General features: G+C 49.8%; 26 protein-coding genes and 1 tRNA gene. 20 read left to right on the forward strand and 7 right to left on the reverse strand.

The features are described 5' to 3' along the window. Nucleotides 1-48 precede the first annotated feature (48 nt). Nucleotides 49-1,587: an L-lactate permease gene (locus NI20_RS0100530; protein ID WP_033119505.1), complete on the reverse strand. Its 1,539-nt coding sequence runs from the start codon at nt 1,585-1,587 to the stop codon at nt 49-51. Between the two features lie 133 nt (nt 1,588-1,720). After that, nucleotides 1,721-1,954 carry a hypothetical protein gene (locus NI20_RS0100535; RefSeq protein WP_033119506.1) on the reverse strand — a complete coding sequence of 78 codons (234 nt, stop codon included), beginning with the start codon at nt 1,952-1,954 and terminating at the stop codon, nt 1,721-1,723. A gap of 239 nt (nt 1,955-2,193) precedes the next feature. On the opposite strand from NI20_RS0100535, the gene NI20_RS0100540 reads away from it, so the two are divergent. The 3 genes from NI20_RS0100540 to NI20_RS15915 are packed head-to-tail and all read left to right on the forward strand — an operon-like array spanning nt 2,194 to nt 3,124. Beyond that, nucleotides 2,194-2,559: a sigma-70 family RNA polymerase sigma factor gene (locus NI20_RS0100540; RefSeq protein ID WP_052084320.1), complete on the forward strand. Its 366-nt coding sequence runs from the start codon at nt 2,194-2,196 to the stop codon at nt 2,557-2,559. Continuing rightward, a complete protein-coding gene (locus NI20_RS15290; RefSeq protein WP_033119507.1) occupies nt 2,547-2,963 on the forward strand; it encodes a helix-turn-helix domain-containing protein in 417 nt (138 codons plus the stop codon). The genes NI20_RS0100540 and NI20_RS15290 overlap by 13 nt, the downstream gene beginning before the upstream one ends. After that, entirely contained in the window at nt 2,894-3,124 is a 231-nt protein-coding gene (locus NI20_RS15915; protein ID WP_156108514.1) for a helix-turn-helix domain-containing protein, read from the forward strand. Before NI20_RS15290 ends, NI20_RS15915 begins: the two co-directional genes overlap by 70 nt. Before the next feature lie 135 nt (nt 3,125-3,259). Here the strand turns inward: NI20_RS15915 and NI20_RS14880 are convergent, their stop codons facing one another. The 3 genes from NI20_RS14880 to NI20_RS0100555 all read right to left on the reverse strand — a co-directional run bounded on the left by NI20_RS14880 (nt 3,260) and on the right by NI20_RS0100555 (nt 5,126). Beyond that, complete coding sequence (locus NI20_RS14880) at nt 3,260-3,436, reverse strand: hypothetical protein (RefSeq protein WP_156108515.1); 177 nt, start codon at nt 3,434-3,436, stop codon at nt 3,260-3,262. 785 nt (nt 3,437-4,221) lie between these two features. After that, nucleotides 4,222-4,309: transfer RNA gene (locus NI20_RS0100550), tRNA-Tyr, on the reverse strand. A 367-nt stretch (nt 4,310-4,676) separates the two neighbouring features. After that, the gene (locus NI20_RS0100555) at nt 4,677-5,126 is read right to left on the reverse strand and encodes a VOC family protein (RefSeq protein WP_033119508.1); all 450 of its coding nucleotides are present in this window, start codon (nt 5,124-5,126) and stop codon (nt 4,677-4,679) included. 180 nt (nt 5,127-5,306) lie between these two features. Between NI20_RS0100555 and NI20_RS13920 the strand changes: the two genes are divergently transcribed. From NI20_RS13920 to NI20_RS0100615, 12 genes are all read left to right on the forward strand, one after another. Then, a complete protein-coding gene (locus NI20_RS13920; RefSeq protein ID WP_052084321.1) occupies nt 5,307-5,951 on the forward strand; it encodes a TetR/AcrR family transcriptional regulator in 645 nt (214 codons plus the stop codon). A 192-nt stretch (nt 5,952-6,143) separates the two neighbouring features. Next, complete coding sequence (locus tag NI20_RS0100565; RefSeq protein ID WP_369699379.1) at nt 6,144-6,749, forward strand: lactate utilization protein; 606 nt, start codon at nt 6,144-6,146, stop codon at nt 6,747-6,749. A 188-nt stretch (nt 6,750-6,937) separates the two neighbouring features. Further along, on the forward strand, nt 6,938-7,882 hold the full coding sequence (locus tag NI20_RS0100570; protein WP_052084322.1) for an amidohydrolase family protein: 945 nt from the start codon (nt 6,938-6,940) through the stop codon (nt 7,880-7,882). A 113-nt stretch (nt 7,883-7,995) separates the two neighbouring features. Further along, entirely contained in the window at nt 7,996-9,432 is a 1,437-nt protein-coding gene (locus NI20_RS0100575) for a sodium:solute symporter (protein ID WP_033119510.1), read from the forward strand. Nucleotides 9,433-9,512: 80 nt separating this feature from the next. After that, on the forward strand, nt 9,513-10,313 hold the full coding sequence (locus NI20_RS0100580; RefSeq protein ID WP_033119511.1) for an enoyl-CoA hydratase/isomerase family protein: 801 nt from the start codon (nt 9,513-9,515) through the stop codon (nt 10,311-10,313). 116 nt (nt 10,314-10,429) lie between these two features. Further along, nucleotides 10,430-11,896 carry an IS1182 family transposase gene (locus NI20_RS0100585; protein ID WP_033119512.1) on the forward strand — a complete coding sequence of 489 codons (1,467 nt, stop codon included), beginning with the start codon at nt 10,430-10,432 and terminating at the stop codon, nt 11,894-11,896. Nucleotides 11,897-11,995: 99 nt separating this feature from the next. Next, on the forward strand, nt 11,996-13,135 hold the full coding sequence (gene alr, locus NI20_RS0100590) for an alanine racemase (RefSeq protein WP_033119513.1): 1,140 nt from the start codon (nt 11,996-11,998) through the stop codon (nt 13,133-13,135). A 99-nt stretch (nt 13,136-13,234) separates the two neighbouring features. After that, a complete protein-coding gene (locus tag NI20_RS0100595; RefSeq protein WP_033119514.1) occupies nt 13,235-14,629 on the forward strand; it encodes an MATE family efflux transporter in 1,395 nt (464 codons plus the stop codon). Nucleotides 14,630-15,114: 485 nt separating this feature from the next. Continuing rightward, entirely contained in the window at nt 15,115-15,318 is a 204-nt protein-coding gene (locus tag NI20_RS0100600; RefSeq protein ID WP_033119515.1) for a hypothetical protein, read from the forward strand. An 84-nt stretch (nt 15,319-15,402) separates the two neighbouring features. Then, entirely contained in the window at nt 15,403-15,930 is a 528-nt protein-coding gene (locus NI20_RS13925) for a helix-turn-helix domain-containing protein (RefSeq protein WP_052084323.1), read from the forward strand. A gap of 157 nt (nt 15,931-16,087) precedes the next feature. Beyond that, nucleotides 16,088-17,803 (forward strand): recombinase family protein, encoded by a 1,716-nt coding sequence (locus NI20_RS0100610; protein WP_033119516.1) that lies wholly within the window; start codon nt 16,088-16,090, stop codon nt 17,801-17,803. 7 nt (nt 17,804-17,810) lie between these two features. Beyond that, nucleotides 17,811-18,116: a sigma factor-like helix-turn-helix DNA-binding protein gene (locus NI20_RS0100615; protein ID WP_052084324.1), complete on the forward strand. Its 306-nt coding sequence runs from the start codon at nt 17,811-17,813 to the stop codon at nt 18,114-18,116. 126 nt (nt 18,117-18,242) lie between these two features. Here the strand turns inward: NI20_RS0100615 and NI20_RS0100620 are convergent, their stop codons facing one another. Beyond that, nucleotides 18,243-18,632, reverse strand: a complete 390-nt coding sequence (locus tag NI20_RS0100620; protein ID WP_033119517.1) for an ABC transporter ATP-binding protein — start codon at nt 18,630-18,632, stop codon at nt 18,243-18,245. A gap of 42 nt (nt 18,633-18,674) precedes the next feature. Next, complete coding sequence (locus NI20_RS0100625; protein ID WP_033119518.1) at nt 18,675-19,661, reverse strand: Fic family protein; 987 nt, start codon at nt 19,659-19,661, stop codon at nt 18,675-18,677. 499 nt (nt 19,662-20,160) lie between these two features. Between NI20_RS0100625 and NI20_RS0100630 the strand changes: the two genes are divergently transcribed. From NI20_RS0100630 to NI20_RS0100650, 5 genes are all read left to right on the forward strand, one after another. After that, on the forward strand, nt 20,161-21,153 hold the full coding sequence (locus tag NI20_RS0100630) for a DUF6017 domain-containing protein (RefSeq protein ID WP_052084325.1): 993 nt from the start codon (nt 20,161-20,163) through the stop codon (nt 21,151-21,153). 97 nt (nt 21,154-21,250) lie between these two features. Next, nucleotides 21,251-21,790: a hypothetical protein gene (locus NI20_RS0100635; protein WP_033119519.1), complete on the forward strand. Its 540-nt coding sequence runs from the start codon at nt 21,251-21,253 to the stop codon at nt 21,788-21,790. Further along, a complete protein-coding gene (locus NI20_RS0100640) occupies nt 21,768-21,986 on the forward strand; it encodes a hypothetical protein (RefSeq protein WP_156108516.1) in 219 nt (72 codons plus the stop codon). The genes NI20_RS0100635 and NI20_RS0100640 overlap by 23 nt, the downstream gene beginning before the upstream one ends. Before the next feature lie 241 nt (nt 21,987-22,227). After that, on the forward strand, nt 22,228-22,542 hold the full coding sequence (locus tag NI20_RS0100645) for a DUF3801 domain-containing protein (RefSeq protein WP_242842886.1): 315 nt from the start codon (nt 22,228-22,230) through the stop codon (nt 22,540-22,542). A gap of 26 nt (nt 22,543-22,568) precedes the next feature. After that, nucleotides 22,569-23,450 (forward strand): hypothetical protein, encoded by an 882-nt coding sequence (locus NI20_RS0100650; protein WP_033119522.1) that lies wholly within the window; start codon nt 22,569-22,571, stop codon nt 23,448-23,450. Nucleotide 23,451: the final 1 nt, after the last annotated feature.

The raw sequence follows: 23,451 nt of genomic DNA on the forward strand, positions 1-23,451 counted from the left end.
TCTCAAAAACGGTGTGCCCGTGTAGTTAACTGATCGTTTGTGCGGCCCTTACATGCCGAAGTTGGGGAAGAGCACGCGGGTATAAAGCATGGCGAGAACCATGTACAAAACAAGGATGATGGCGAAGGCCTTGAAGGTCTTCTTCATGACGTCGCTTTCGTTGCCCACCTGGTCGACCGTCGCGCAGGCGGCGACCGTGTTGTTCGGGCAGATCAGGTTGCCGAGCGAAGCGCCCGCGTTCTGACCGGCGAAGATCGTGATGGGGTTCATGCCGAGCGACGCCGCGGCGTCGATGTGCATCTGAGCAAACATGATGTTGGAGCCAAGGCCCGTGCCGGTGATGAACGCGCCGCTCGAACCGATGAGGACGGCTGCCGCGGGATAGAAGCGGCCGACGACGGCGGCGATGTCAGAGGCGAGGAGGTTCATCATGCCCGTGGAGGAGGACTGCATGATGTAGGCGACGATAAGGAGGCTGCCCATCGTGATGAGGACCGGCAGCACGCCGCTCGCGGTGCGCTTGCAGACGGCTTTATAGGTCTTGAAGTCCACGCCCAGCGTGAGCGCGCCGAGGATGCCGCACACGAGGATGACAAGGTCGACCCAGAAGATGTAGCCGAATGTGCACATGATGGCAAAGCCGTTTTCAACGACGGCGGGGAAGCCGTAGCGGATGAGCGGGAGCAGCACGAGCATGTAGACGTAAGGCGACATGGCCTTGAACGAGCTGTACTTGCGCTGATGGTTGGCGCTTTCATTGCGGAATTCGTCCGGAGTCTTCACGCCGACGAGCTTGACATACGCAACGGAGAGAAGGATGGAGATGAGGCCCGTGCCCATGGAGGTGACCTCTGCGCCGACGAAGTTGGAAAGAACGAACATCGTCAGGCACGTGCTCACGCCCGCGAAGGTGAGGTAAGGGAGGATGCCCTTGTAGCCCTTTTTGCCGAACGCCATGCCGACCATGATGAACGGGATGACGAGCACGCCGAACATGTGGAAGCGGCCGGCCATCGCGGCGTTCTGCGCGACGGTGGCAAGGCCCGCGTCAACGAGGGCCGCACCGCCGTTGATGGTCGTCAGGCCCGCACCGCCGAACGAGGCGGGCGTCGCGTCGCCGAGCAGCGCGATGGCGATGGAGGTGGTGGGGTTAAAGCCGAGGGCCACGAGGAACGGGGCGGCGATGGCGGCGGGAGCGCCCGCGCCCGCTGCACCCTCAAGGAAGATCGGCAGCATCATGCCGATGATGACGACCTGCACGCGGCGGTCATCACTGATCTGCGCAATGGTGGCTTTCACATCCTCGATGGCGCCGGTCTCGCGCAGCAGGTTCAAAATGGTGAACGCGCCGAAGACCATCAGCACGATCTTGAGGCCTTCCTTGATGCCTTTCCAGACCAGAGGGTCGAGCACCTTGATGTTTTCAGCAAACGTGAGGCCGTCAAGGTTAAAATAGGTAAAGGCAAGGATAAGCGTCCAGGCAAGGGCGATGGGCGAGACGGTTTTTGCGGATTTTTTGAAGCCCAGGATGCCGACAAGCACGACGACAATTGGGCTGAGCGCCATGAGGAAGTTTAAAAAGTCCATTGGAGGGATCTCTCTTTCTGAAAAATGTGGAATGGGGGGATCTATTTCCGCTTTTTTCGCCGGCCGAACGAGAAAAAGTGAAAAAGCTAAGAGGAAGAGGCTCCGTCGAATCGACGGAGCCTCTTTCGTGATATCAGTCTCTATCTCGTGCGGAGAATCGGGAGAGAAGTCGAAGTTGCGTCGCGATTCGGACGGGCTGTTCAGTTTTGTTTCTTACCAGTACTGCCAGAGGCAGAATAATAAAGGACGCCAGCAGAATAAGGCTGGCGTCCAGAATAATCATGCTGTTCATATCAGAACAGGAGAAAGCGGCACAGGCGGCCTGTGCGAAGTGAGATGCAGCTGCATTGGCAAAGAACTGAGTCATCAGACGTTTCTCCTTTCCTAAAGATGAACGCATCTTAACACACATTTTTTCACCCTGCAAGGGGGAAAAGCGACTGATTATGCAAGATTGGACGAGTACACAAAAAACGGAAATACCCACTTTTCGACATTGTTAAAAAGACATAATGAATCCTAATGGTTCCTTCATGCCATGGAAAGAAGCACTGCATAGGGACTTCCCGTGCGGCCATAGGATGGAGAAAAAGAGGAGGCGTTTTTATGCTGTCGATTGCACTTTATTTGCTTACGCACGCCATGCTGCTCTCGCTCCACCTGTCGGGCGGCTCGTTCCCGCGCCCGCTCTCGGCACAGGAGGAAAAGAAATACGTCGAGCGCATGCTTGCGGGCGACATTGAGGCGCGCAACGTGCTCGTTGAGCACAATCTGCGCCTCGTGGCGCACATCGCCAAAAAATACTATACCCAGTCCGATGAGCAGGATGATCTCATTTCCATCGGCACTATCGGCCTTATCAAAGGCGTTTCGAGCTACCGTCCGGAAAAGGGTACAAGGCTCGCGACCTACGCTGCTAAATGCGTGGAGAATGCTATCCTAACACAACAGAACAATCGATGGTTGAAGTAGCAAAACAGGCACCTTTTGATGCAAAATGGCGTCTGCTGGTGCAAGTGGAAGTCCGCTGCTACATTCTGATTTGCAATATATCAGGTTCAGTAAAAGTAGCCCCGCTGCAAATTCTTCAATTTCCGGTGATACTGCCGCACAAGTTTCAGGATGCAGAAAAGTTCAATCTGCAGTTCTCGGACTTCTCAAAAATCACCGAAACAGCGGACAAGCTCCGCTGGCTTCGATACCAGAAAGGCCTGCGGCAGAGAGATGTAGCTGACTACGCCGGCATATACCGAAGTACTTATATTCACTACGAAGAATATGGAAAGGACTTTTACCCCCGGAGCACATGGGGAGAATTGCACAGCTTTTCGAGGTCCCAGTTGAAAGACTTCTGGATGACTATAATCTCTTTCTGAGAAACGGCCAGGGTAAGCAGATCAAGGCAATTCGAATGAAGCTTGGCCTAACGCAAAAAGAGTATGCTGATAGGCTAGGCATCAGCCTTTGCAACCTCAAACAATGGGAGCAGAACAGAAAACAACTTTTCAAATCCACATGGGAGAAGTACTTCAAATAGAGGGTAAATGCTCTTAACTGCGATGAGAATGTACTGCGTGACTGTCGTATACAGAATAACCGAGCAGACTGGTCTTGATAATCAGTCTGCTCGGTTTTCTATCAGGTCAGCGTTCATGAGAACCCTGTGGATTTATTATGCTTGTTCTTTCAAATGCTTCACTACTGCATCTACCAGCTCCAATTTTTGCTCCGTGGAACAGGGCAACTTCAAGATGTTCTTCAGTGCCTGCTCTGCCTGAAATTTTGCTAGTTCATGGGCAAGTTCCTTTTGTGCTTGCTCTGACTTGGGATAGATAAGAAATACTTCCATTGTTGCCCTCCTTCCCCGAGCGTTTGATGCTTAACTCTATGTGCGTTTTCCATTGCATATGCCGTGTCTGAATATTCCCAGACTTCGAATTCAGCATGTAGACCTCCTTCTACATAAACTAAAGAGCTCTTCAGAATAAATGTAGAAAAAGAGGCCCTTTTGACCACCCCAACGGGATGAAATTATTCTAACGATTGACTATGCAGGAAAATAGGGGGGAAAAAGAGACAGCCCAGTTGCATTTTACTCTGCAACCAGGCTACACTCTTTTAATAATTGCTGCGTCTTTGCAATGACTGACCAAATATCCTTTTCAAACTGGATACTCCCATGAAATAGGGGAGCCAAAAAGAAAAGGGCCTCCTTTATGTTCCTTAAATCCTCATAACCGGTTCGGTTGTCTTGGAGGTGTTGATGCGTTTCATAATATCTGACCCGCACATCTTCTGATACAGAATCCGAAACGAAGTAGGTCGCAATAATTGCATCTGTATCCCCTTAATGGTAAGATGATAGCGTCGAAAAGATTCATTGATGGACAGCCTCCTTTTATCGGGAGGCATTTTTCATGTGAAGCCAGGAACTCAGGTCGTACTGCCCGAGTTCCCGGCTTTTCTTTTCGGCTCAACTTGAAAGGAGGACTTACCAATATGAATCTAAACAAACCTGACGTCATCAAGAAGCTGCAGGAGCGATTCAGAAATGTAAATGCAAAGAATGTCCTGACTCCAATGCGACCATAAATGACAAGAGGGATACCTTTTTAAGGGTATCCCTCTTCTTGTTGGTGGGCCAGGTTGGAATTGAACCAACGATGTTTCTCATGTCACGGTTTTACAGACCGCTGCGCTAGCCAACTACGCGTACTGACCCATGTGGCGGAGAGCGCAGAACTCGAATCTGACACCATGCGGTGCGATCCGCTTAGCGGGCGGTCCCCAGACCTTCTGGGTTCACTCTCCAAGTATGGCTGGGGTGGTTGGATTCGAACCAACAAATGCCGGTGTCAGAGACCAGTGCCTTGACTTAATGACATTGGGATAAAAGGTTTCTGCATCATTTGGTTTTGTAGAAATTTGCAGAACCGAGCCGTCTACAGCCAAGATGCGGCCTTGAGCGAAAAGATAAATGTCTTCACGAAATTTGGCATTTATCAAGCCTTTTTGAATTGTTACGAAAAAATACCGTCACACTGAAACAATTCAGTGTGACGGTATCGTCATCTTATGTGAGAGTATGATTAGAATGTTTCCGTGATAAAGCCCAAGTCTTTGCGTGTATCATAATATGCGTAAAACTTATCCCCGATCCAAACGCTAAAAATCTCTTCGTTCCCTCGCTCCTGCATCAAAGGTACAAATCGGTCGTTCTGCCGGATCGCCAGATGGTGAATTCCTTCGCCGTGCTCCTGTAGAAACTCAGCATAGGGGCTGCTCCCTGAAATCGGCTGAATAATCTCTAGATAAAGATTACCGAGTTCGCTCATCGCAACAATTGCGTCGTGCGGTTCATCATCTGGAATTGAAACGCCATGAAATTTACGTCCACGACAATTTTCCTCGGTTGCGTGAACAATTTCCCATGGACCGATTCCGTATACTTTTTCCCATGTTTCTGCGGCTTTCTTTGCATCTTTGACTACCGTACATACCTGAAGAAATGATTCAAATGCTTTTTCGTTCTTTTCCATGATTATTCGCTCCTTATTTTATGTATTTACCAAAATGGCATTTCTCTCAAAACACAGAAAAATTGATTTCCGTTAATTAACAGTAGCATAGATATTGACTCGCGTCAATATTGCTTTGGTTGACGCAGGGGAAAAAGAGTGGTATAATAACAAAAATATTGCAACAAATAGGTGTAGTTGATGGCTGTTTATAAAAAGAGCGCAGAAATGCGGAAGAGTATCGTAGAAACGATGGCGCTTCTTGTCAGAAAGAACGGATATGAAAAGACGAATATCAGAGATATTTCCGAGTATTTGAATATCCCGCGTTCGCTGATTTATTACTACTTCAAAAACAAAGATGATATCATGCACGTGCTGTATTACGAACGATTTTCTATGACGGAGCAGCTTGCGGAAAAGGTTCTGCCGCGCGGTGAAGAGCCGCTGGTTCGTTTGATGCTGAAATATTTGCTGTACCGCAGGAATATAATCTGCGATCCATTGTTTGCAGAGTATATTGCTACAGCTCCGGAATATGCTTCACGCGGTAAGGACTATTCCAAAGACCAAATCGCTTTGTATTATGGTGACAGTAAAGATGCTTTTGAGCATTTCGGTAAGCCAACTGACGGGAACGAGTTTTACATTCACGCACTCATGGTTGAAAGCATTGCACGTGGACTAATCGTTGGCTCATTCTACGGGATGATCGAGCTGAGTGATCGAGAATATATGACATATTTTGGCGAACGGGCGATTATGCCGACGTTTGATTTGACAAAGGAACAGTTTGCGGCCATCGTTGACCGTTCATTTGAGTTGGCTGAGGGTGCAAAGGTATAACGTTAGTTTGCAGAATGTGCATTTGTTGAAAGAACTCTTAAAATAACATACCCAGCAAAACCGGCAGCAAAACCGATGGTACAAGGGCGTCCCGCTGAATGACGGGACGCCCTTGATTTTTGACGTAAGGGCAAATCCAATATTGACAAGGGTCAATATTGGATTTATGATGAAATCAAAAAAGGAGGCGGAATGATGAATTTTGATCGAGTTAAAGCTGCGCTTAAGAAGCGAGGCTATGCGGTATCATCTTTCGAAGCAGCAAAAGACGCCGCAGACTATCTGGACCAACAGATAAATGGGATGAGTGTATCGTTTGGCGGTTCATTAACGCTTTCGGAAATGAATCTACCAAAGCTCCTGGCATTGCATAATACGCTGTGCCTTCCATCGCAGATGTACGACGATGTGTTGGGTGAAGTGGATCCGGTCAAAGCGATGTCCACAGATGTATTTCTCACATCGGTTAATGCCCTCGCAGAAACGGGAGAAATGATCAGTATTGACGGCATTGGCAACAGAGTGGCGTCAATGATGTACGGGCATAAAAAAGTATATTTGGTAATTGGACGCAATAAGATTGCAGAAAATTTTGAAAAGGCTGTTTGGAGGGCGCGGAATATTGCGGCACCCCAAAATGCGAAAAGGCTGCACATGAAAACGCCATGTGCTGTGACTGGCCGCTGCCATGATTGCAGCAGTCCGGAACGTATTTGCCGCGGAGTCAGTGTTTTACTGGGGAAAATGTTTCGGATGGAGATGGAAGTTGTCCTGATCAATGAGGATTTGGGATTGTAAAAAGATCTATTAAGGGCCGAAACGGTATAAAATTACCGTTTCAGCCCTTAATTTTTTCCTGATTATACAAAAGATAAATGATTATTTTGTCATAATAGAATATTGACTAATGTCAAAAAAACGTGTATTTTGACATTAGTCAATATTGAATTGCAACAAAATTTGAAAAGGCAGGAGATGTTGCTTACATGAGAAAAGTCATTGATTTGTGTCTGGATATGCCCATGGGGGCGGAAGCGCTGACCAATATGCTGGGAGCCATGTGTTTGGACCCGCTTTACAGGGGCTACAAAAAGACCTACGGGGCGGGAGTTGCTGCACAGGTAGGACTCACGGTGGAGGAAATTGATGCGATTTATGAGTCCGAGGGCCGCGACGGTTTTTTGCGGATCATCCGCGAGGCGGCGGAGAAGCACGCGGTTAAACCTGCGGAATTTGTCCGGCATCTTGACGAGGTCGGCGTGGAATGGGGAATCACCTGCGACGGCGATCACGACAACCGCAAGACGGCTGAGATCGTACAGGCTTTTCCCAAAAAATTCAAGGGTTTTATTTTTGTAGATCCCAACAGGGGGGAGGAGGCTGTTCGAGAGCTTGAGGTGTGCGTGAAAGAATACGGCCTGCATGCGCTGTATTTAACGGCGTTCCGCACAAAGCTCAATGCGGCGGACAGGAAAAATTATCCGCTCTACAGCAAGGCGTGCGAGTTGGGAATTCCGGTCCATATCTATTCCAGCCTGAATCTTTCCAAGGCGGTGCCGTATGATATCGGACACCCCCGTTATATCGATCAGGTGGCAAGGGATTTCCCAGAACTAAAAATTATGGCGGGCGTCAGCGGTTGGCCGTGGGTGCTGGACTTCCTGTGCCTTGCTATCCGCCACGAAAATGTTTATCTGAATTTTGAAACGCATGCTCCTGAAAAGATCGCAATGCGTGGTTCCGGTTATGAACCATATCTCTACTATGGAGAAACATCTTTGAAAGAGCGCATTTGCTTTGCTTCCAATTGGGGTACGCAGAGCATGCCGGTAGAGAAGCTGATTGCTCAGGTCGAAGCGCTTCCGTTCAGCGATGATGCGAAGGAACACATCCTCTACAATAACGCTAAAACATTTTATGAGCAGCTTTAAAGAGAAGCTTTTACAGAGCGCAGAAAGGGAGGGATGAACCAAAGAATTTCGAGCGCATTCCCCGTTAGGAGTGTAGGAAAACATATTTTGTAAATTAGGAGGATCACATCGAGATGAGCTTGTACACATTGATTATCGTCACCTTTATCGTTTTTATGGCGATCAACGTAATCATCGGACTGCGCGGGCGCAAGCACGCCAGTACGACGAAGGACTTCCTCACGGCATCCGGACAGTCCGGCATCTGGTTTATTATCGCATCGGCGGTAGGCGCCAGCATTGGCTCCGGTGTCGTTATTGGCACGACGCAGTACGCGGTAAAGCTGGGCGTTGCCGGTGCATGGTATGCGATCGCGTGCGGCCTTGCCTGCCTTGTCCACGCGTTTGTAATGACCCGCTTTATTTACCGCAATAAGCTGGTTTCTTTTTCGGATTATTTTAAGAGAAGATATGACAGCAACTTCATCATCCTGCTTTACAGCGGCATCGGCCCCTTTGCTTGCGCTGCTTCCATGGGCGGTCAGCTGGTTGCCGCAAAGGCCATTTTCCAGGCGTTCGGCATTGACCCGACGATCGGACTTGTTATTACAGCGGCAGTTATGCTGGTCTACACGATGTTTGCAGGCCTTTGGGGTTCCTACGCAACGGCGGTATTTCAGGTCGGCGTAATCATTGTCGGCGTTCTGGTCGTAGGTATCTCAATGTTCACACAGGGCGGCATTGCGGAGATCCATGCGTTCTATCCGGCGGAGAAGTTTGACCTCTTCAACATTTCTCCGGAACTCTGGATGATGTTTGTTGGCCCGATGGTTCTTTCCGTGCTGGTCGACCAGACCTCTGTTCAGCGCGCGGCGTCCGCAAAGACGGAAGCAACGGCATTTTGGGGACATCTGCTCAGTTGCATTCCTCTGTTCCTTTTTGGGTGGCTGATGGTCTATATCGGCATGTGGAGCGGCGCAGAGTTCCCTGATGCTGGCGGAAATGCGTTCATTGTCATGCTGATGAACAAGGTTTCCCCGATCGTTTGTGCTGTAATGATTTGTGCGATCTTGGCGGCGATCATGTCGACTGCCAGTGGTGCGCTGGTGGCGACGGATGCGCTTGTTGTTCATGACCTGTACTGCGGCTTTATTAATAAGAATGCAACGGAAAAGCAGCAGAAGCGCCTGAATCTCATCGTCAATATTGTTGTTTCGGTGGCAGCCGTTGTATGCGCGCTTGCGTTTACAAATGTTATTGATCTTCTTTCGGTCGGCTATACCATTATGCTCTCCGGTACGCTGGTCCCGCTGCTGGGCGGCATCATCTGGAAACGCGGCACGACAAAGGGCGCGGCAGCTTCTGCGGCAGTTGGTATGATCACAGCTTTGCTGAGTATCTTCGGCGTGATCACAGTTCCGTTCTCCAGCATTTTCCCCGTGCTCCCCGGCGCAGTGACATATATCGTTGTGAGCCTCTGCACCAAGCATGCGCCGACTGAAAACACTGCAAAGGTGGCAGACGTTGTCATGGCTTCCGCCAGCGAAAAGAGCAATAACGCTGCAAACTGACGAAAAAGCTGTTCAGTGAAACAAAAAATAAAGCGGCGGCTCTGGCGGAATGAGCCGGCAGAGCCACAGAAAGGACAGATATGGATTATTTGACAATCAAAACCGAGATCGTAGAGCGCGTGGGAGTGATCACGCTGGATCACCCGCCGCTCAACTCGGTCAGCAAACGCATGATGGTTGAAATGATGCGCGCTTTGGACGAATTTGAACAGAATGATGTTGTTCGCGCTATCATGGTAAAAGCGAATGGGCCTGATTTTTCCTATGGAGCGGACGGCGGCGATGTAAAAAAGGGCATTAACGGCGAAGCAGAGGAGATTTCGGAAAGCTTTTCCGTTCTTGGCAACCGCTTGGTTGAGCGTATCGACTGCTGCCCTAAACCGACGCTCGTTGCGGCAAAGGGACGGTGCATCGGCGGCTCCACGGCGATGTTCAACGCCTTTGATATCCGTATTGTTGGAGAAGGCTTTCGGATGCACGATGGCGATATCTACTATGGTACGGTCGGCTCTTGGGGCATGAGCTCTCTGCGCCTGCCTATGTGGATCGGGCGGAACAAGGTTCTGGACTATATGTTCTTAAATGAGGACTTTACTGGCCGGCAGTGTTACGAACTGGGGCTTGCAAGCAAGGTTGTAGCAGATGAACTCGTTGAGGTTGTAGGCCTTGCAACCGCAAAGAAGATGTCCAAGGCCGCACCAATTGCGGTAAAATATTATAAGGACTGCGTCAGGAAAGCGACACAGAATAACATTGAAGAAGCGCGCGCATTTGAGCTAAAGGCGGCCGAAATTGTATTCGCAACAGAAGACAGCAAAATTGGGCTGAAATCGGTTGTTGAGAATCATGGCGTACCCAACTGTGAGTTTTACGGAAGATAAGCGCTGAAAAACAGAGGGGGAAAGATTTCCTTTCCCCCTCTCAGTCTGTCAAAAAAGAGCGGCTGGAGCTGGGCTTTTTCTGATAGATATGGTAGAGTGGGCAAGAGTGATGAAAGATGCTGGAACGCGGGAAAATGGATCGAGATCTGGTAGAGTTCGTAGTCATAGACCAACTGGTGCCGAAGGAGCATTTGCTGCGAAAGATAGATGCAGCGGTGGACTTCACACGTCTGTATGAAATGGTGGAGCCGCTCTATTGTGAGGATAATGGGCGCCCCAGCATCGATCCGGTGGTGTTGTTCAAGATGGTGCTGATCCAGCATCTGTACGGCCTTCCCTCGCTGCGGCGGACAGCGGAAGAAGTCAGCGCAAACAATTGCTATCGCTGGTTTCTCGGTTATCCCTTGCAGGTGGAAACGCCGCATTTTTCCACGGTGAGCTATAACTTCCGGCATCGGTTCACCGAAGAGACCGTGGATCGGGTATTTGCGTGGATTTTGGATGAGGTAGCCAAGGCAGGCTATCTGTCGCCCAAGGCCGTCTTCATTGACGGTACTCACATCAAGGCCAACGCCAACACGAAGAAGCAGATGAAGGAACAGATCCCAGCAGCTGCTAGGCACTATGCAAAAGAATTGATGGGAGAGGTCAATGCGGATAGAGAAGCGCATGGCAAGAAGCCCTTTGATGATGACAACGATCCTCCGGCCTCTCCCAGGAAGCACAAAGACAACACCTCTAAGAAGAAGCTGGCCCGTAGGAAGAAGCAAGGCTTTCGTACTGTAACCAAAAGCACGACAGATCCGGACTGCGGCTTATTCGTAAAGGGCGAGCATAAGCGACAGTTCGCCTATGAGGCGCATACCGCCTGCGACAAGAACGGTTTCGTGCTGGAAACAGTCGTGACACCCGGCAATGTCCATGACAGCGTGGCCTTTGATGAAGTTTACGACAAAGTAACGGAAAATTTCCCACAGGTAGAGGCCGTTGTGGCCGATGCCGCATACAAAACGCCTCATATTTGCAAGAAAGTGTTCGGCGATGGCAGAGTCCTTTCCACAGCCTACAAGCTCCCGCAGACCATGAAGAATGGACATGAGTGGTGGAAGTATGTCTATGATGAATTCTACGACTGCATGCTCTGTCCCGAATACCAGCCGCTGAAATACAGCACGACGAACCGTGATGGATATAGGGAATACAAGAGTGATCCGAATATCTGCGCCGCCTGTCCGACCAGAGAACGGTGTACGCATTCCAAGAACTGTGTTAAAACGGTGCAGCGGCATATCTGGAAGGACTATGAGGAATTGGCGGACGATGCCAGATATACGCCTGCGTACGCGCAGCTCTACAAGTGCCGAAAGGAAATCATTGAACGGGTCTTCGCGGACGCCAAGGAAAAACACGCGATGCGTTATACGCAATACAGAGGCTTGGCTCAGGTGACGAACTGGGTGAAGCTTAAGTTTGTTGCCATGAACTTGAAAAAATTGGCCACATGGAAATGGAGAAATCTGTTGTCCTCGTTTCGTTTTGCTGTTTTTTCGCTCATATATGTTCGAGACCCAGTCTGCTCCTGAGTACAGACCGGGTTCCTCGACAGACTGAGAGGGGGAAAGATTTCCTTTCCCCCTCTATCTACTAACAGATGAATGAAACCATAAAGGAGTGTTTATGTAATGGAAGACCTGACTGGCATCACCGGCAATTCCTATGTTGTGGTTGATCTTCAAAAAATCAAACGCAATGTGGAGAAAATACGTGCGCACATAGGAGAAAATGTTAAGTTCCTGCCTGTGCTCAAGGGAGCTACCTGCGGGCACGGACTCGAAGAGATTGCAGAGTTTTTGGTAAGTGAATGCCAGTTTGATATGCTCTGTGTAGGGCATACCATTGAGGCGGAACGCATTCGTAATTTCGGAGTGAACTGTGACATTCTAGTGCTCGGCGGAACCCCGTTTAACAATATCCCTTATGTGGTTGAAAATAAAATTACCACCACGCTTTCCAATGCGGACTATGCGCGCGCTCTTTCCGCAGAGGCAGTAAAGCGTGGAACAACGGCGAAAGTACACATCAAGATCAACAGCGGGCTAGGCCGTATGGGTGCGAAACCGGGTGACGAACTGGCGGCTTTGCTGAATGACATCAATGGGCTGCCGGGGATTGATATTGAGGGTGCCTACACTCATTTTTCTAATTCAGCAAAAATCGACACCGCCATCATCGAACAGGAGGCGGCTACATTTGACAGCGGCCTTGCACAGATCAAAGCGGCAGGCATTACGCTGAAATACTGTCACGCAGCGAACACTCCGGCAACCGTCCGCTTCCCACAGTATCATTACAACATGGTACGCAGCCTGCTTCTTCTGGTTGGATATGACTGGTCAGTGGATCAATTTAATCGGCTTGGGCTGGAGAAGGTTCTGTACTGGCGCGGCTTTGTTGCCCAGATTAATGAAGTCAAGGCCGGTGAACGCTTTGACTACGGACTTGCACTCACAGCATCCCGTGATATGAAAGTGGCTGTGACTAGCTTTGGTTATTCAGACGGTTATCCGGATGATTTGCCTGGCAATGGTGGCTTCGTCATGATAAAGGGACAAAAAGCACCGATTCTGTCACTCAATATGGACCAGGGTTTTGTCGATATAACGGATATCCCCGATGTCTGCGTCAATGATCAGATGCTTCTGATTGGTCAGGATGGCGGCGAGGAGGTCGAGCTGACAGAGCTGCTTGCCAATTCCAAGCACTCCGGCACCTACTTCTTCAGCCTTATCAACCACCGGGTTCGCCGCATTTTCAAGCGTTGACAAAATGAAAAAATAGTGATATGAATGTTATGCAAGGCTTACCGCGTGCAGACGTCAGCGGTGAGCCTTTGCATTATTATATAGCGAAAGGAAAGCAGCATGCTGAAACAGCAAAATTTCTTTGACAGAAACATTCCTGCCTGGAAGCAGGTCCTTTTTCTATCCTGGCCGACCATTGTGGAGCTTCTGCTGCAGACAGCTGTTAACTACGTGGATACTGCTATGGTTGGAAGCATCGGAGTAAATGCAACAGCAGCAGTCAGTATAACTATGTCGACAATTTGGCTCATCAATGGCTTTATGAATGCAGTCGGCATTGGATACTCTGTGCTGGCAGCACATTCCATCGGAGAGGGAAACTATGAGCAGGCAAAAGTTATCATCCGCCAATCCATTCTGGCGATCGGCGTGGCTGGTATTTTTTTGACGTTGATTGTCACCCTTTTCATTGCGCCGAATCTTCCTGTCTGGATGCATGCGGAAAAGGAAGTTGTGCCGCTTGCTAGAAGTTACTTGCGTATTATCGGCATGGGATATCTGTTTAATATTTCTCTCATCGTCTGTTCAAACTTGCTGCGCTGTGCCGGGGATACCAAGACACCGATGAAATTCAATATTTTAACAAATATTATCAATGTGGGTGGAAATTACCTGCTGATTTATCCCTCAAAGGAAATACAATTATTTGGCAAAAATTTTTTGCTGCAGCGTGCCGGACTGGGTGTCAGCGGTGCTGCAGCGGCAACTTCAATGTCTATAGCGTTCTCCGGTATAGGCCTTCTTCTGATTCTTTTCTTACGGCAAACACCTTATCAGATCAGCCTAAAGGAAGACTTTTCTCCGGACAGTTTTATTATTCGGCGGGCAATTCGCCTGGCTGTACCGACTGCAATGGAGCGCATGACAATATCGTTTGGCCAAATTGCAGCGACCTCGATGATTACCGGACTCGGAACAATGGCACTGTCGGCAAATCTTTTAGCGGATACGGGGGAAAAGATTTGTTATCTGCCAGTCTATGGCTTTGCAACGGCAGGAACAACGCTGGTGGCACAGTCGCTGGGCGCGGAGGAAAAAGACCTTGCCCTGCACTACGGACGTTGGTGTAATCGTTTAGGTATTATCGTGATGCTTGTCACCAGTACAGCAATGTTTTTGTTTGCAGTGCCGATTATTGATCTTTTTACAGATGACACAGAAACAATTCTGCTAGCGGCGCAGATGTTGCGCATTGAGGCATTTGCAGAGCCACTGCTGGCGATTGGCGTTGTTCTTGGTGGAGTGCTGCGCGGAGCTGGTGACACCCGCTGGCCATTTGTCATTTCTCTGCTTGGCATGTGGGTGGTTCGCTTGCCGCTGGCATACACTCTAATTCATTTATTTGACTGGGGACTTGCTGCTGTCTGGGGGGCTGCGATTGCGGATTGGGCTGTGCGCGCCGCCATATCCTGCCACCGCTTTTATCATAAGAAGTGGATGGCGCAGAAAGTATAAGAATAAGAAATGTGCAGTTGGGAAACGTCCAAAATCTGAACTACTGACGGTGAGAATTGGCTAAGTGGCATCGGGCCGATGCGCCTCCGCTCGCTCTTGGAACCGCATGGGCGGCAGTCCCGGTGGATTGCGCGTATAGATTTTGATATGGTTGCAATAGGCAAAAACGTAGAGAAAAATGATAGTCTTGACCTAAGATCACGGCAGCTTGTACACCGCGATTCGGCGGATCTTCTCCTTTTAGAGCGTAGCAAGGAAATTCACCATCGGATGCTCTGGCCGAAGCTTCGCTTCAAAAGGCTTTCTTATTCCTGAGCTTCTGCTGCAGTCCTGGTAAGACGGTGCAGAAGTGCCTTTTATAGAGCTAGCCGTTCTCCTTCATGACATGATAAACCGTTTGCCGACTGACATCGATTCCAGCCTGCTCGAGTGTGATACGGCTGCGATCCACGCCGTAGTTGCAGCTACCGAGCAGATCTTTGTATATGAAGATTTATGCAATTCGAGATGAATTGGTGCAGGAGCAGAAGGATCTGGCATACCTCCTGTATTACGGGCAGGAAAAGCAGTTCTATATTGAGCTGCCTGAAAATGCGGATGCATGGGAAACGCCGCTGTTGCTGGACTCCTTTGTGAAGCGTGGGGAAACCACAGTCGATTCCTATTGGAGCAAGATCTGGGTTCAGTAGCGGATCGTTCCGATCGACCGCCAGAACATCGGTGAGATTCTGCGCGACAATCATCTGAAGGAATATGATGAGTATGAGCTTCTGATGCTGGCAATGGGGCGATGTGCACAGGATGATTACTACCTTGTTCCCATTGATGACAAGGAACTGCCAGAGGAAATTACGAAGCGCTTCTCCAAGAGAATTGAAGATGTACTGCCACTAGAGAATCATTGTCTACTGGTATTTTTCCGAGATGGCGTAGTGAAGAAATGCGATTTGCAGAAGCATTTTGAAAAGACAAGAGCATTTCAGATTCTTCTCAAGAAGCCGGACTATTTTCAGCATGTGCAGATGCAGACAGGCGGATATGGCGTTGCATGGGATGTGAACATGACCGTCTCGGATGCGATGCTCTACCGGGTCGGCAAAAGCGTTCCGCTGACTATTGAGGATTTCCGGAACTTTGCCACGCACAGAGTTATCAATGCAGCGGAGGCGGCGGAGATATTGGGCTGCTCCCGGCAGAATATCATTGACCTGACGAAACGCGGGAAGCTGCATCCAATCAAAACATCGGAGAAGAGCACGCTGTATCTCAAAAGTGAAGTCCTGAAACGAAACTGGCAGTGAGAATGCGTTATACCCCTTTATACCCTTTTCAAAAGGGTATAAAGGGGTATAACGTTCTTTAGAGAACTTTCCAAAATTTCTCATTTACACCTTTTCAAATGGATTCCAATCCGTTACAATATATCTAACAACCTAACAATGTAATCGAGGTGTTGCTATGAAAACAACAGATAAGCCGCAGGTGAAGCAATACGTCATCTATTCCCGCAAATCCAAATTTACAGGGAAAGGTGAAAGCATTGAGAACCAGATTGAGCTGTGCCGCCAGTATATTGCAATGCACTTTGGCGAAGACGAGGCAGAGCATGCGCTTGTATATGAGGATGAGGGTTTTTCCGGCGGCAATCTGGAGCGTCCGCAGTTTAAGCAGATGATGAGGGATTCCCAGAAGATTGAGTTCGCTGCCATTGTCGTCTATCGCCTCGACCGGATTAGCCGCAATATTGGAGACTTTGCGAAGCTCATCGAGGATCTGGGCGATCGCCACATTGACTTCATTTCCATCCGGGAACAGTTCGACACGTCCTCTCCCATGGGGCGTGCAATGATGTATATCGCGTCAGTATTCTCCCAACTGGAGCGAGAAACCATAGCTGAGCGTATCCGCGACAACATGCATGAGCTGTCCAAGACCGGACGCTGGCTGGGCGGCACGACACCAACTGGCTACGCTTCGGAAAGCTTGTCCAGCGTAACAGTAGATGGCAAGGTTAAGAAAGCTTGTAAGCTCAAACCTATTCCGGAGGAGATTCAGCTGGTCAAGACAATTTTTTCTGTGTTCACGGAAAGTGGCTCCCTCAGTAAAACTGACCAGTACTTGTTGGAGCACCGCTGTGTCACAAAGCGAGGCAAGCAATTTACACGCTTTGCTATCCGGGGTATTCTGACAAACCCGGTTTATATGATTGCTGACGATACGGCTTATCAGTATCTCAAGGAGAACCACGTTGACCTTTTTGCCGAGCAATGGGAGTTTGACGGTGAGCACGGTATTATGGCCTACAACCGCACGCTCCAACGCCCTGGCAAGGCTACTCAGATCCGCCCGATGGAAGATTGGATTGTGGCAGTGGGGAAGCATCCCGGCATTATCTCCGGCGCAAACTGGGTACGAGTACAGTCTATGCTGGACGTGAACAAATCCAAGAGTTACCGCAAACCGCGCAGTAATGTGGCGCTTTTGTCCGGCCTTTTGCGTTGCGGCGAATGCGGCGACTATATGCGCCCGAAGCTGACCAACCGCAAGAATGCGGAGGGCGAGCTGATCTACACCTACATGTGCTCCACCAAGGAGCGCAGCCACGGCACGGTCTGCTCTATGAAAAACTGCAACGGCAACACGCTGGACGCCAAGATCATCGAGGAGATCCGCAAGCTGTACGCCGACAAGGAGACCCTTACCCGGCTGCTGGCGCAGACAAAGAAGGTCATCAGCGGCAGCAAGGAGGGCTACGACGCAGAGCTGGCGCTGCTCCGGGAAAAGCACACCGAAACGGAAGACCGCATCAAGCGGCTGGTGGAGTCCCTGTCCGTTGCCAGCGACACCTCTGCTAAGTACGTCATGGAGCAGATCGACGAACTGCATCGGGAGAGCGAGACTCAGCAGGCAAGACTTTCCGAGCTGGAAGCCCTCACCGAGCAGAGCCGGATGCTCCATCAGGAGTTCGCTTTCCATCAGGAAATGATCGAATCCTTCGCCAGCGCGGTGGATTCTGCCACGCTGGAGGAAAAACGCCGCCTGCTGCGCACCATCGTCAAAAAGGTGGTCTGGGACGGCAAAAATGCCTATGTGTACCTCTTTGCGGAGGATGGAGAGGCGGATTTGCCGCCTGTTGACCAATCTATGTATCCGTTGGGAGAGGATAGCGAATGAAATTTTGATGTACTTTCGCAGCCGGAAGAAGTTACAGGGCGAGGTGTCGCTCAACGATTCGCTCGATTCCGCCGCCGACGGCGAGTCGCTCTACCTCATGGACGTCGTCGGCGTCGAGGACACGATGTACTTGGACATTCAGGACCGCGACGACTGCCTGCGCGTGCGAAAGCTCGTGCATGAGTGCCTGACCGAGCGGGAGGAAGAGGTCATCACTTCGCGCTACGGCCTCGGCGGCCGAATGCCCCGCACACAGCGCGAGGTCGCCAAAAAGCTCGGCATCTCGAGGAGCTATGTATCCCGCCGGAACTAATGTAAGCGATGCCCGGAAAGCCTTGAAAATCAAGGGTTTTCCGGGCATCGAGCATGTTAGGGTAGCGCTGTGGTTATTGTAAGCGGGGCAGAAAATTAACGTAAGCGGCCATTCATCAGGTCAATCTTATATCCCCATACTACTGACAAACTCCTTTATTTCGGCATATACTGGATCATCTAAATCGGGGTACTTTTCAAGTACGGTATTTACCCAATCAGGGCCATGACCTCCAACTGACTTAATAAAGCATTCTTTGTAATCACTTTCGGATTTAGGTGTATCTAATGTATCAAGAAGCGGTATAAGTTCTGGCGTATTTTTCGTTATCTCAATGCTCGTAATTACCGTCCCTTGTACAGGTCCTTGGGCTAAAGCATAAATATCTTTTAGAGATTGACTTTTGCCAGCATTATTAGGGCCAACAAAGACAACAATATCATTTTTGCTGATATCAACAGTTTCTCCATTATTGAATTGAAGTTTTGAAATAAAGCCACCAACTTTATCTGCCATAATACTATCCTCGCTTTAAAGGTTGTTTTATATAGGGAGTTTTTAGGGCGCTAATTTATATCTCCAATGACCACTTATGTGATATTTGACAAGTTTACTCTTTGTAACCAACCCCGCAAGAATGCGATTTGCCGTTGCGGCTGACACGCCACACAGGTTTCTCACATCCGCGTTCATAATAAACTCATGTGTTTCCAGGAATTTCTCAATCTGCTTCCAGCGCATTGCTGCTTTATCCATCGGCCCATCGCTCATTTCATCACTCGCATTGATCGCATCAATGAGCGATGCTTTGATGGATGAGAGCATGAACTCAATAAATTCCGTAGACTCTCCGGCATCGTTAGATGCGTTGATTGCCGCATAGTATTCCGGCTGGCGGGCATGAATCATCGATTCCACTGGCAACCATGCGAAGGCAGGGTTCCATTTGGAAAGCAACAGCGTATGCCACAGACGGCCCACACGGCCATTACCATCGGCAAAGGGATGGATCAGTTCAAACTCATAATGGAACACACAGCTGCGGATCAGCATATGCACATCGCTGTTCTTAACCCAGTCCAGCAGCTCCATGACCAAATCGGGGACATACTGCGGCAGAGTGCCAAAATGCAAGACATGCCCTTCCTGATCTACAACGCCAACGGGCTTGGAACGGAACACACCAGACTCATCCACCAGACCCCGTGTCATGATGCTATGGGCGGTCAGCAGATCATCCACAGAGTAGGGATCAAGCTCCTCCAATCGCTCATAGATCTCATAAGCGTTTTTGACCTCTGCAATATCTTTAGGCGGAGCCAGAACCTGCTTGCCGTTGAGAACAGCGGTAACCTGCTCCAAAGTCAGCGTGTTCTGCTCGATGGATAGTGAGCCATGAATTGTTCGGATGCGATTGGTGCGCCGCAAAGTAGGGTTGGCAGAAAGCTTGTTAGTGGATGACAGCTTTCCTGTCAATTCCGCAATCTCAGCAACATAACCGATAATCGCATTAGTAATTTCAAAAGGAGGCTTTTTATTCTTCATGGTGTTCCTCGCATCAAAACTCTTTTATGATATTATACCACAGCATCGCTCATTTCATCAATCAAAAAAGCTGCCAATATTACAAAAAGGTCGCCTTTTACGGCGACCTTAAAACATCTAAAAGGTGTGAGCAAACTTAAATTCGCACCGCCCAAATATTTCACCCGTTATTAGCGGTTATAAACAACTGTCAAAATCGGCGCAAAGCATTGAAATCACTGGATTTATTGAGAAATCAAAACCGCCCAAAATTATCTTCCTTTACACGCTGTTACCCTTGACCGCGTGAGCTGATAAGGGCAAAATCAAGGGAAAGCCCCGTGCGGGAAACACAATTATCTGACAAACGGCTGACAGTGATGTGTTAAGTCAAACTGAATAAGAATCCACCGGCAGGTCCGATAACGAAAAGGGAGCATTACGCATCAATGTTCCCTTTTCCTGTGCTGCGGATCGCCGTTGAGATATAAAAATCTGTGGCTGAACGGAGGTGTCAGATATGCCGCAGGCAATCTTTGCATACCATCTCGGCATGGACGCCGAGCAATACGCCTTTTTCCGCATCCCCAAGCTCCTGATCACCGAGCCGTACTTTCGACGGCTCTCCACCGACGCGAAGCTGCTGTACGGCCTCATGCTGGACCGCATGAGCCTGTCCATGAGAAACGGCTGGATGGACGATGACGGCCATGTGTATATCTATTTTACGCTGGAGGAGGCGTGCGAACAGCTCTGCTGCAAGATGGATAAGGCGGTCAAGCTGTTCGCGGAACTGGACGGCGCCAAAGGCGTTGGACTCATTAGGCGGGTCAAGCGGGGGCTTGGCAGACCGGCCAAGATCTACGTTCTCCGCTTCATGGGCATGGAGGACGAATCAGGCGAGGATACACCGGAACCAAAGCCTCCGATCTGTCGAAATCTAGACTTCGGAAAAACCGAAGTCAAGAGTTCTGAAAAACCGAAGTCTGGATCTCGGAAAATCAGAAGTCAAGACCTCGGAAAAACCGAGTGTAATAAGACTGATAAGAATAATACTGAGTTGAGTAATACTGATCCATCTATCCATCCGGGCGCGCAGCCGGAGGAGTTGATCGAGAGATACCGAAAAGAGATTCGGGAGAATATCGAGTATGACCACCTGCGCCGGCAGCATCCCTATGACGACATCGACGAGATCGCGGACCTCATGCTGGAGGTTCTCTGCACACAGGGCAGCTTCATGCGCATCGGCGGAAAGCAGCTTTATACGGCGTTGGTGAAGGAGCGTTTTTTGAAGCTTGATTCCTCCCACATCGAGTATGTGCTGGACTGCCTGCGGGAGAGTACCGCGGACATTCGCAACATCAAAGCCTTTGCCAATGAAGCTATTCAGGATATGCAGGGTGTTACTGAAGCAGTCAGCAAGTATTACTATTCCCACGTGGAAATCTTTGACGGCCTTTTTTTGCTCCTGAATATCAGGATAGATTTAAACGGCTGGTCAATGCTGTGATGGCGTATGGCGAAAGCCAATCTGCGACAAACTGACGCGGTGTGCTTGTTTTTTGTGCTCGATTATGATAATCTACATTGTGAAAGGTGGGATGACCATGCTGAGTTTGTTCGTTTTAGATGCCGCCTCAAGAGGTAAGATTCCGGCAATCGTAAAGGCTGCAACTGAACAGGATATGGCAACAACCAAAGGCTGGCAAACCGACTGGACGACGCCTTATGCGAGCCAGCTTCCCAATAAGGTCTCTCTGCACCGTTCGGACAATGATGAACTGTTGGGGCTGATGTCATACGAAATGGATGAGGATGGCTTGGCCGTTGAAATTATCTATCTGGAGAATGCCAGTCACAGCAATGCAAATCTTCTTCATGCCGAAAAGAAGGTAAAGAAATATATTGGAATTGCAAGGGCCTTGTTTGCTTATGCGGTACAGATCTCCTTGAACGCAGGTTATGACGGCGTTCTGATATTCAAAGCAAAAACAAGTGAACTTCTGGCTTATTATACGGAAGCATTTGGAGCGAGGCAGGTCGCGTCTTATGACCCGTTTCGTTTGGTAATATGGGAGGATGCCGCAGCAGACATTATTGCAGATTATCTTGAAGGGGGCGTAGATGATGGATCAGAAAAGATTTGAATATCTCCAGCGTATTGAGGAGCACGCTGCTGAAACCGGCTGGGTAGCTCCACTGACAAAAGAGGACAAAGAGTACTTTGCCCACTTGCGTCAAGTCTGTAAACGGTACAACATCAATATGTCCAAGGCAACCAGACTGGAATATGATTTCGTAATCCGTGTGGCGGAAAGTGAGTTTTACTTGCAGAGAGCGTAATCATTCAAAAATAAATCATATTGGAAGCGCAGGCAGAAATGCTTGCGCTTTTTTCATGTCCCCAGGAGGTGAACATTACGCCTTACTTATCAAAAGACCAGATCGCCGCTGCCCGCGAGATGGATTTGATGACCTACCTGCGGCGATTTGAACCGCAAGAGTTGGTGCATATCGGCGGAGATACCTACGCTACGGCGTCCTGTTTTACCCCATCGTCAATAAGGTGGAAAAGACCGGTACGGTGGAGATCATGGCGAAGGCAAGGGATGCCAAGCAGATCAACCGCATTTTTGAACGCATGGGCTATCCTGCCCCGGTGAAGGAGGATACTGCCGCAAAAAAAGAGAACGCCCGCGCTCCGTCCGAGAACAGCTCAATCAAGCGCGGGACTGGTGCGAGAGTGTCTACGGAACCGGCTGCGGAGAAAGCTGATGCCCGCCCCTCTGTCCGCAGCCGCCTGATGGCACTGCAAGCCGCGGCAGAACGGGATGGCACGGCCCCCACCAAGGACACCGTGCGGGAAGCCATTCAAAAGGCTATGCCCACGCGGGAATAAATTGATTTTGAGAAGGAGAAACGAACATGGCAAAGTTAGACGATTTGATCCAGCAGAAGCAGCAGAGGGACGAGGACTGGAAGGCAAAGAAAACAGCGGAGCGCGAGGAATTGGGGCAGCTTTCCGACGATGCGGTCATGCACGTCACCAGCGAACCAGGCGCATATCTGCATTATCTGGATACGCAGGCCATCAACCCGCGATACAGCGCATCCAACGTGATGCTGGCGATGGCGCAGAACCCGGAGATCACCTACATCAACAGTCTGGAGGTGTGGAATCGGCTGGGGCGCAGCGTCAACCGTGACGAGAACGGCATGAAGATCCGCGTGTCGGACACCTATATGAAGGACGGAAGAGAGTATCACGGCTATAAGATCGGGCGCGTGTTCGATATTTCCCAGACCCACGGCAAGGCCGGCGTTCCGGCGCTGAGCCTGAAAGACAATACGCCGGAAATGGACGCCGCCCTGCGCCGATTGCTGGACAGCTCCCCCGTTCCCGTGGTCACCAGCAGCACCATGTACCAGGACGCCGTTTATGATCCTAAAACGCAGAGCATTACGGTATCCAGCCGCCTGATCGACAGCAAGATCTTTGCGGCGCTCTCCCGCGAGATCGTCCACGCCGGTATCCACGACCACGGGCGCTATCCTTACTATACCCGTGAGGACTGCGCCATGGATGCCGAGAGCGTCAGCTATATGCTCTGCCGCAATTTCGGCGTGGAGGCCCCGCAGCCCGATGTGAGCCGCGTGGGGCAGGTGTTTGACGGTATGGAGGTGCAGGATCGCCGCGGCGTGGTGGACAGCCTGCAAAAGTATTTTCGTAAGCTGCAAAATGATATTCAGCGTGAGATCTCTCCGCAGGAGCGCAAGCAGCCGGAACAGAATCGGCCCGTTCGTTAAG

This window comes from Oscillibacter sp. ER4 (assembly GCF_000765235.1).
Lineage (GTDB): Bacteria > Bacillota > Clostridia > Oscillospirales > Oscillospiraceae > Hominicoprocola > Hominicoprocola fusiformis.

Coding starts and splice junctions, on each gene's coding strand:
- NI20_RS0100530 (WP_033119505.1), bottom strand. CDS start 1,587: ATGGACTTTTTAAACTTCCTCATGGCGCTCAGCCCAATTGTCGTCGTG.
- NI20_RS0100535 (WP_033119506.1), bottom strand. CDS start 1,954: ATGACTCAGTTCTTTGCCAATGCAGCTGCATCTCACTTCGCACAGGCC.
- NI20_RS0100540 (WP_052084320.1), top strand. CDS start 2,194: ATGCTGTCGATTGCACTTTATTTGCTTACGCACGCCATGCTGCTCTCG.
- NI20_RS15290 (WP_033119507.1), top strand. CDS start 2,547: ATGGTTGAAGTAGCAAAACAGGCACCTTTTGATGCAAAATGGCGTCTG.
- NI20_RS15915 (WP_156108514.1), top strand. CDS start 2,894: ATGGGGAGAATTGCACAGCTTTTCGAGGTCCCAGTTGAAAGACTTCTG.
- NI20_RS14880 (WP_156108515.1), bottom strand. CDS start 3,436: ATGGAAGTATTTCTTATCTATCCCAAGTCAGAGCAAGCACAAAAGGAA.
- NI20_RS0100555 (WP_033119508.1), bottom strand. CDS start 5,126: ATGGAAAAGAACGAAAAAGCATTTGAATCATTTCTTCAGGTATGTACG.
- NI20_RS13920 (WP_052084321.1), top strand. CDS start 5,307: ATGGCTGTTTATAAAAAGAGCGCAGAAATGCGGAAGAGTATCGTAGAA.
- NI20_RS0100565 (WP_369699379.1), top strand. CDS start 6,144: ATGATGAATTTTGATCGAGTTAAAGCTGCGCTTAAGAAGCGAGGCTAT.
- NI20_RS0100570 (WP_052084322.1), top strand. CDS start 6,938: ATGAGAAAAGTCATTGATTTGTGTCTGGATATGCCCATGGGGGCGGAA.
- NI20_RS0100575 (WP_033119510.1), top strand. CDS start 7,996: ATGAGCTTGTACACATTGATTATCGTCACCTTTATCGTTTTTATGGCG.
- NI20_RS0100580 (WP_033119511.1), top strand. CDS start 9,513: ATGGATTATTTGACAATCAAAACCGAGATCGTAGAGCGCGTGGGAGTG.
- NI20_RS0100585 (WP_033119512.1), top strand. CDS start 10,430: ATGCTGGAACGCGGGAAAATGGATCGAGATCTGGTAGAGTTCGTAGTC.
- alr (WP_033119513.1), top strand. CDS start 11,996: ATGGAAGACCTGACTGGCATCACCGGCAATTCCTATGTTGTGGTTGAT.
- NI20_RS0100595 (WP_033119514.1), top strand. CDS start 13,235: ATGCTGAAACAGCAAAATTTCTTTGACAGAAACATTCCTGCCTGGAAG.
- NI20_RS0100600 (WP_033119515.1), top strand. CDS start 15,115: ATGAAGATTTATGCAATTCGAGATGAATTGGTGCAGGAGCAGAAGGAT.
- NI20_RS13925 (WP_052084323.1), top strand. CDS start 15,403: ATGCTGGCAATGGGGCGATGTGCACAGGATGATTACTACCTTGTTCCC.
- NI20_RS0100610 (WP_033119516.1), top strand. CDS start 16,088: ATGAAAACAACAGATAAGCCGCAGGTGAAGCAATACGTCATCTATTCC.
- NI20_RS0100615 (WP_052084324.1), top strand. CDS start 17,811: ATGTACTTTCGCAGCCGGAAGAAGTTACAGGGCGAGGTGTCGCTCAAC.
- NI20_RS0100620 (WP_033119517.1), bottom strand. CDS start 18,632: ATGGCAGATAAAGTTGGTGGCTTTATTTCAAAACTTCAATTCAATAAT.
- NI20_RS0100625 (WP_033119518.1), bottom strand. CDS start 19,661: ATGAAGAATAAAAAGCCTCCTTTTGAAATTACTAATGCGATTATCGGT.
- NI20_RS0100630 (WP_052084325.1), top strand. CDS start 20,161: ATGCCGCAGGCAATCTTTGCATACCATCTCGGCATGGACGCCGAGCAA.
- NI20_RS0100635 (WP_033119519.1), top strand. CDS start 21,251: ATGCTGAGTTTGTTCGTTTTAGATGCCGCCTCAAGAGGTAAGATTCCG.
- NI20_RS0100640 (WP_156108516.1), top strand. CDS start 21,768: ATGATGGATCAGAAAAGATTTGAATATCTCCAGCGTATTGAGGAGCAC.
- NI20_RS0100650 (WP_033119522.1), top strand. CDS start 22,569: ATGGCAAAGTTAGACGATTTGATCCAGCAGAAGCAGCAGAGGGACGAG.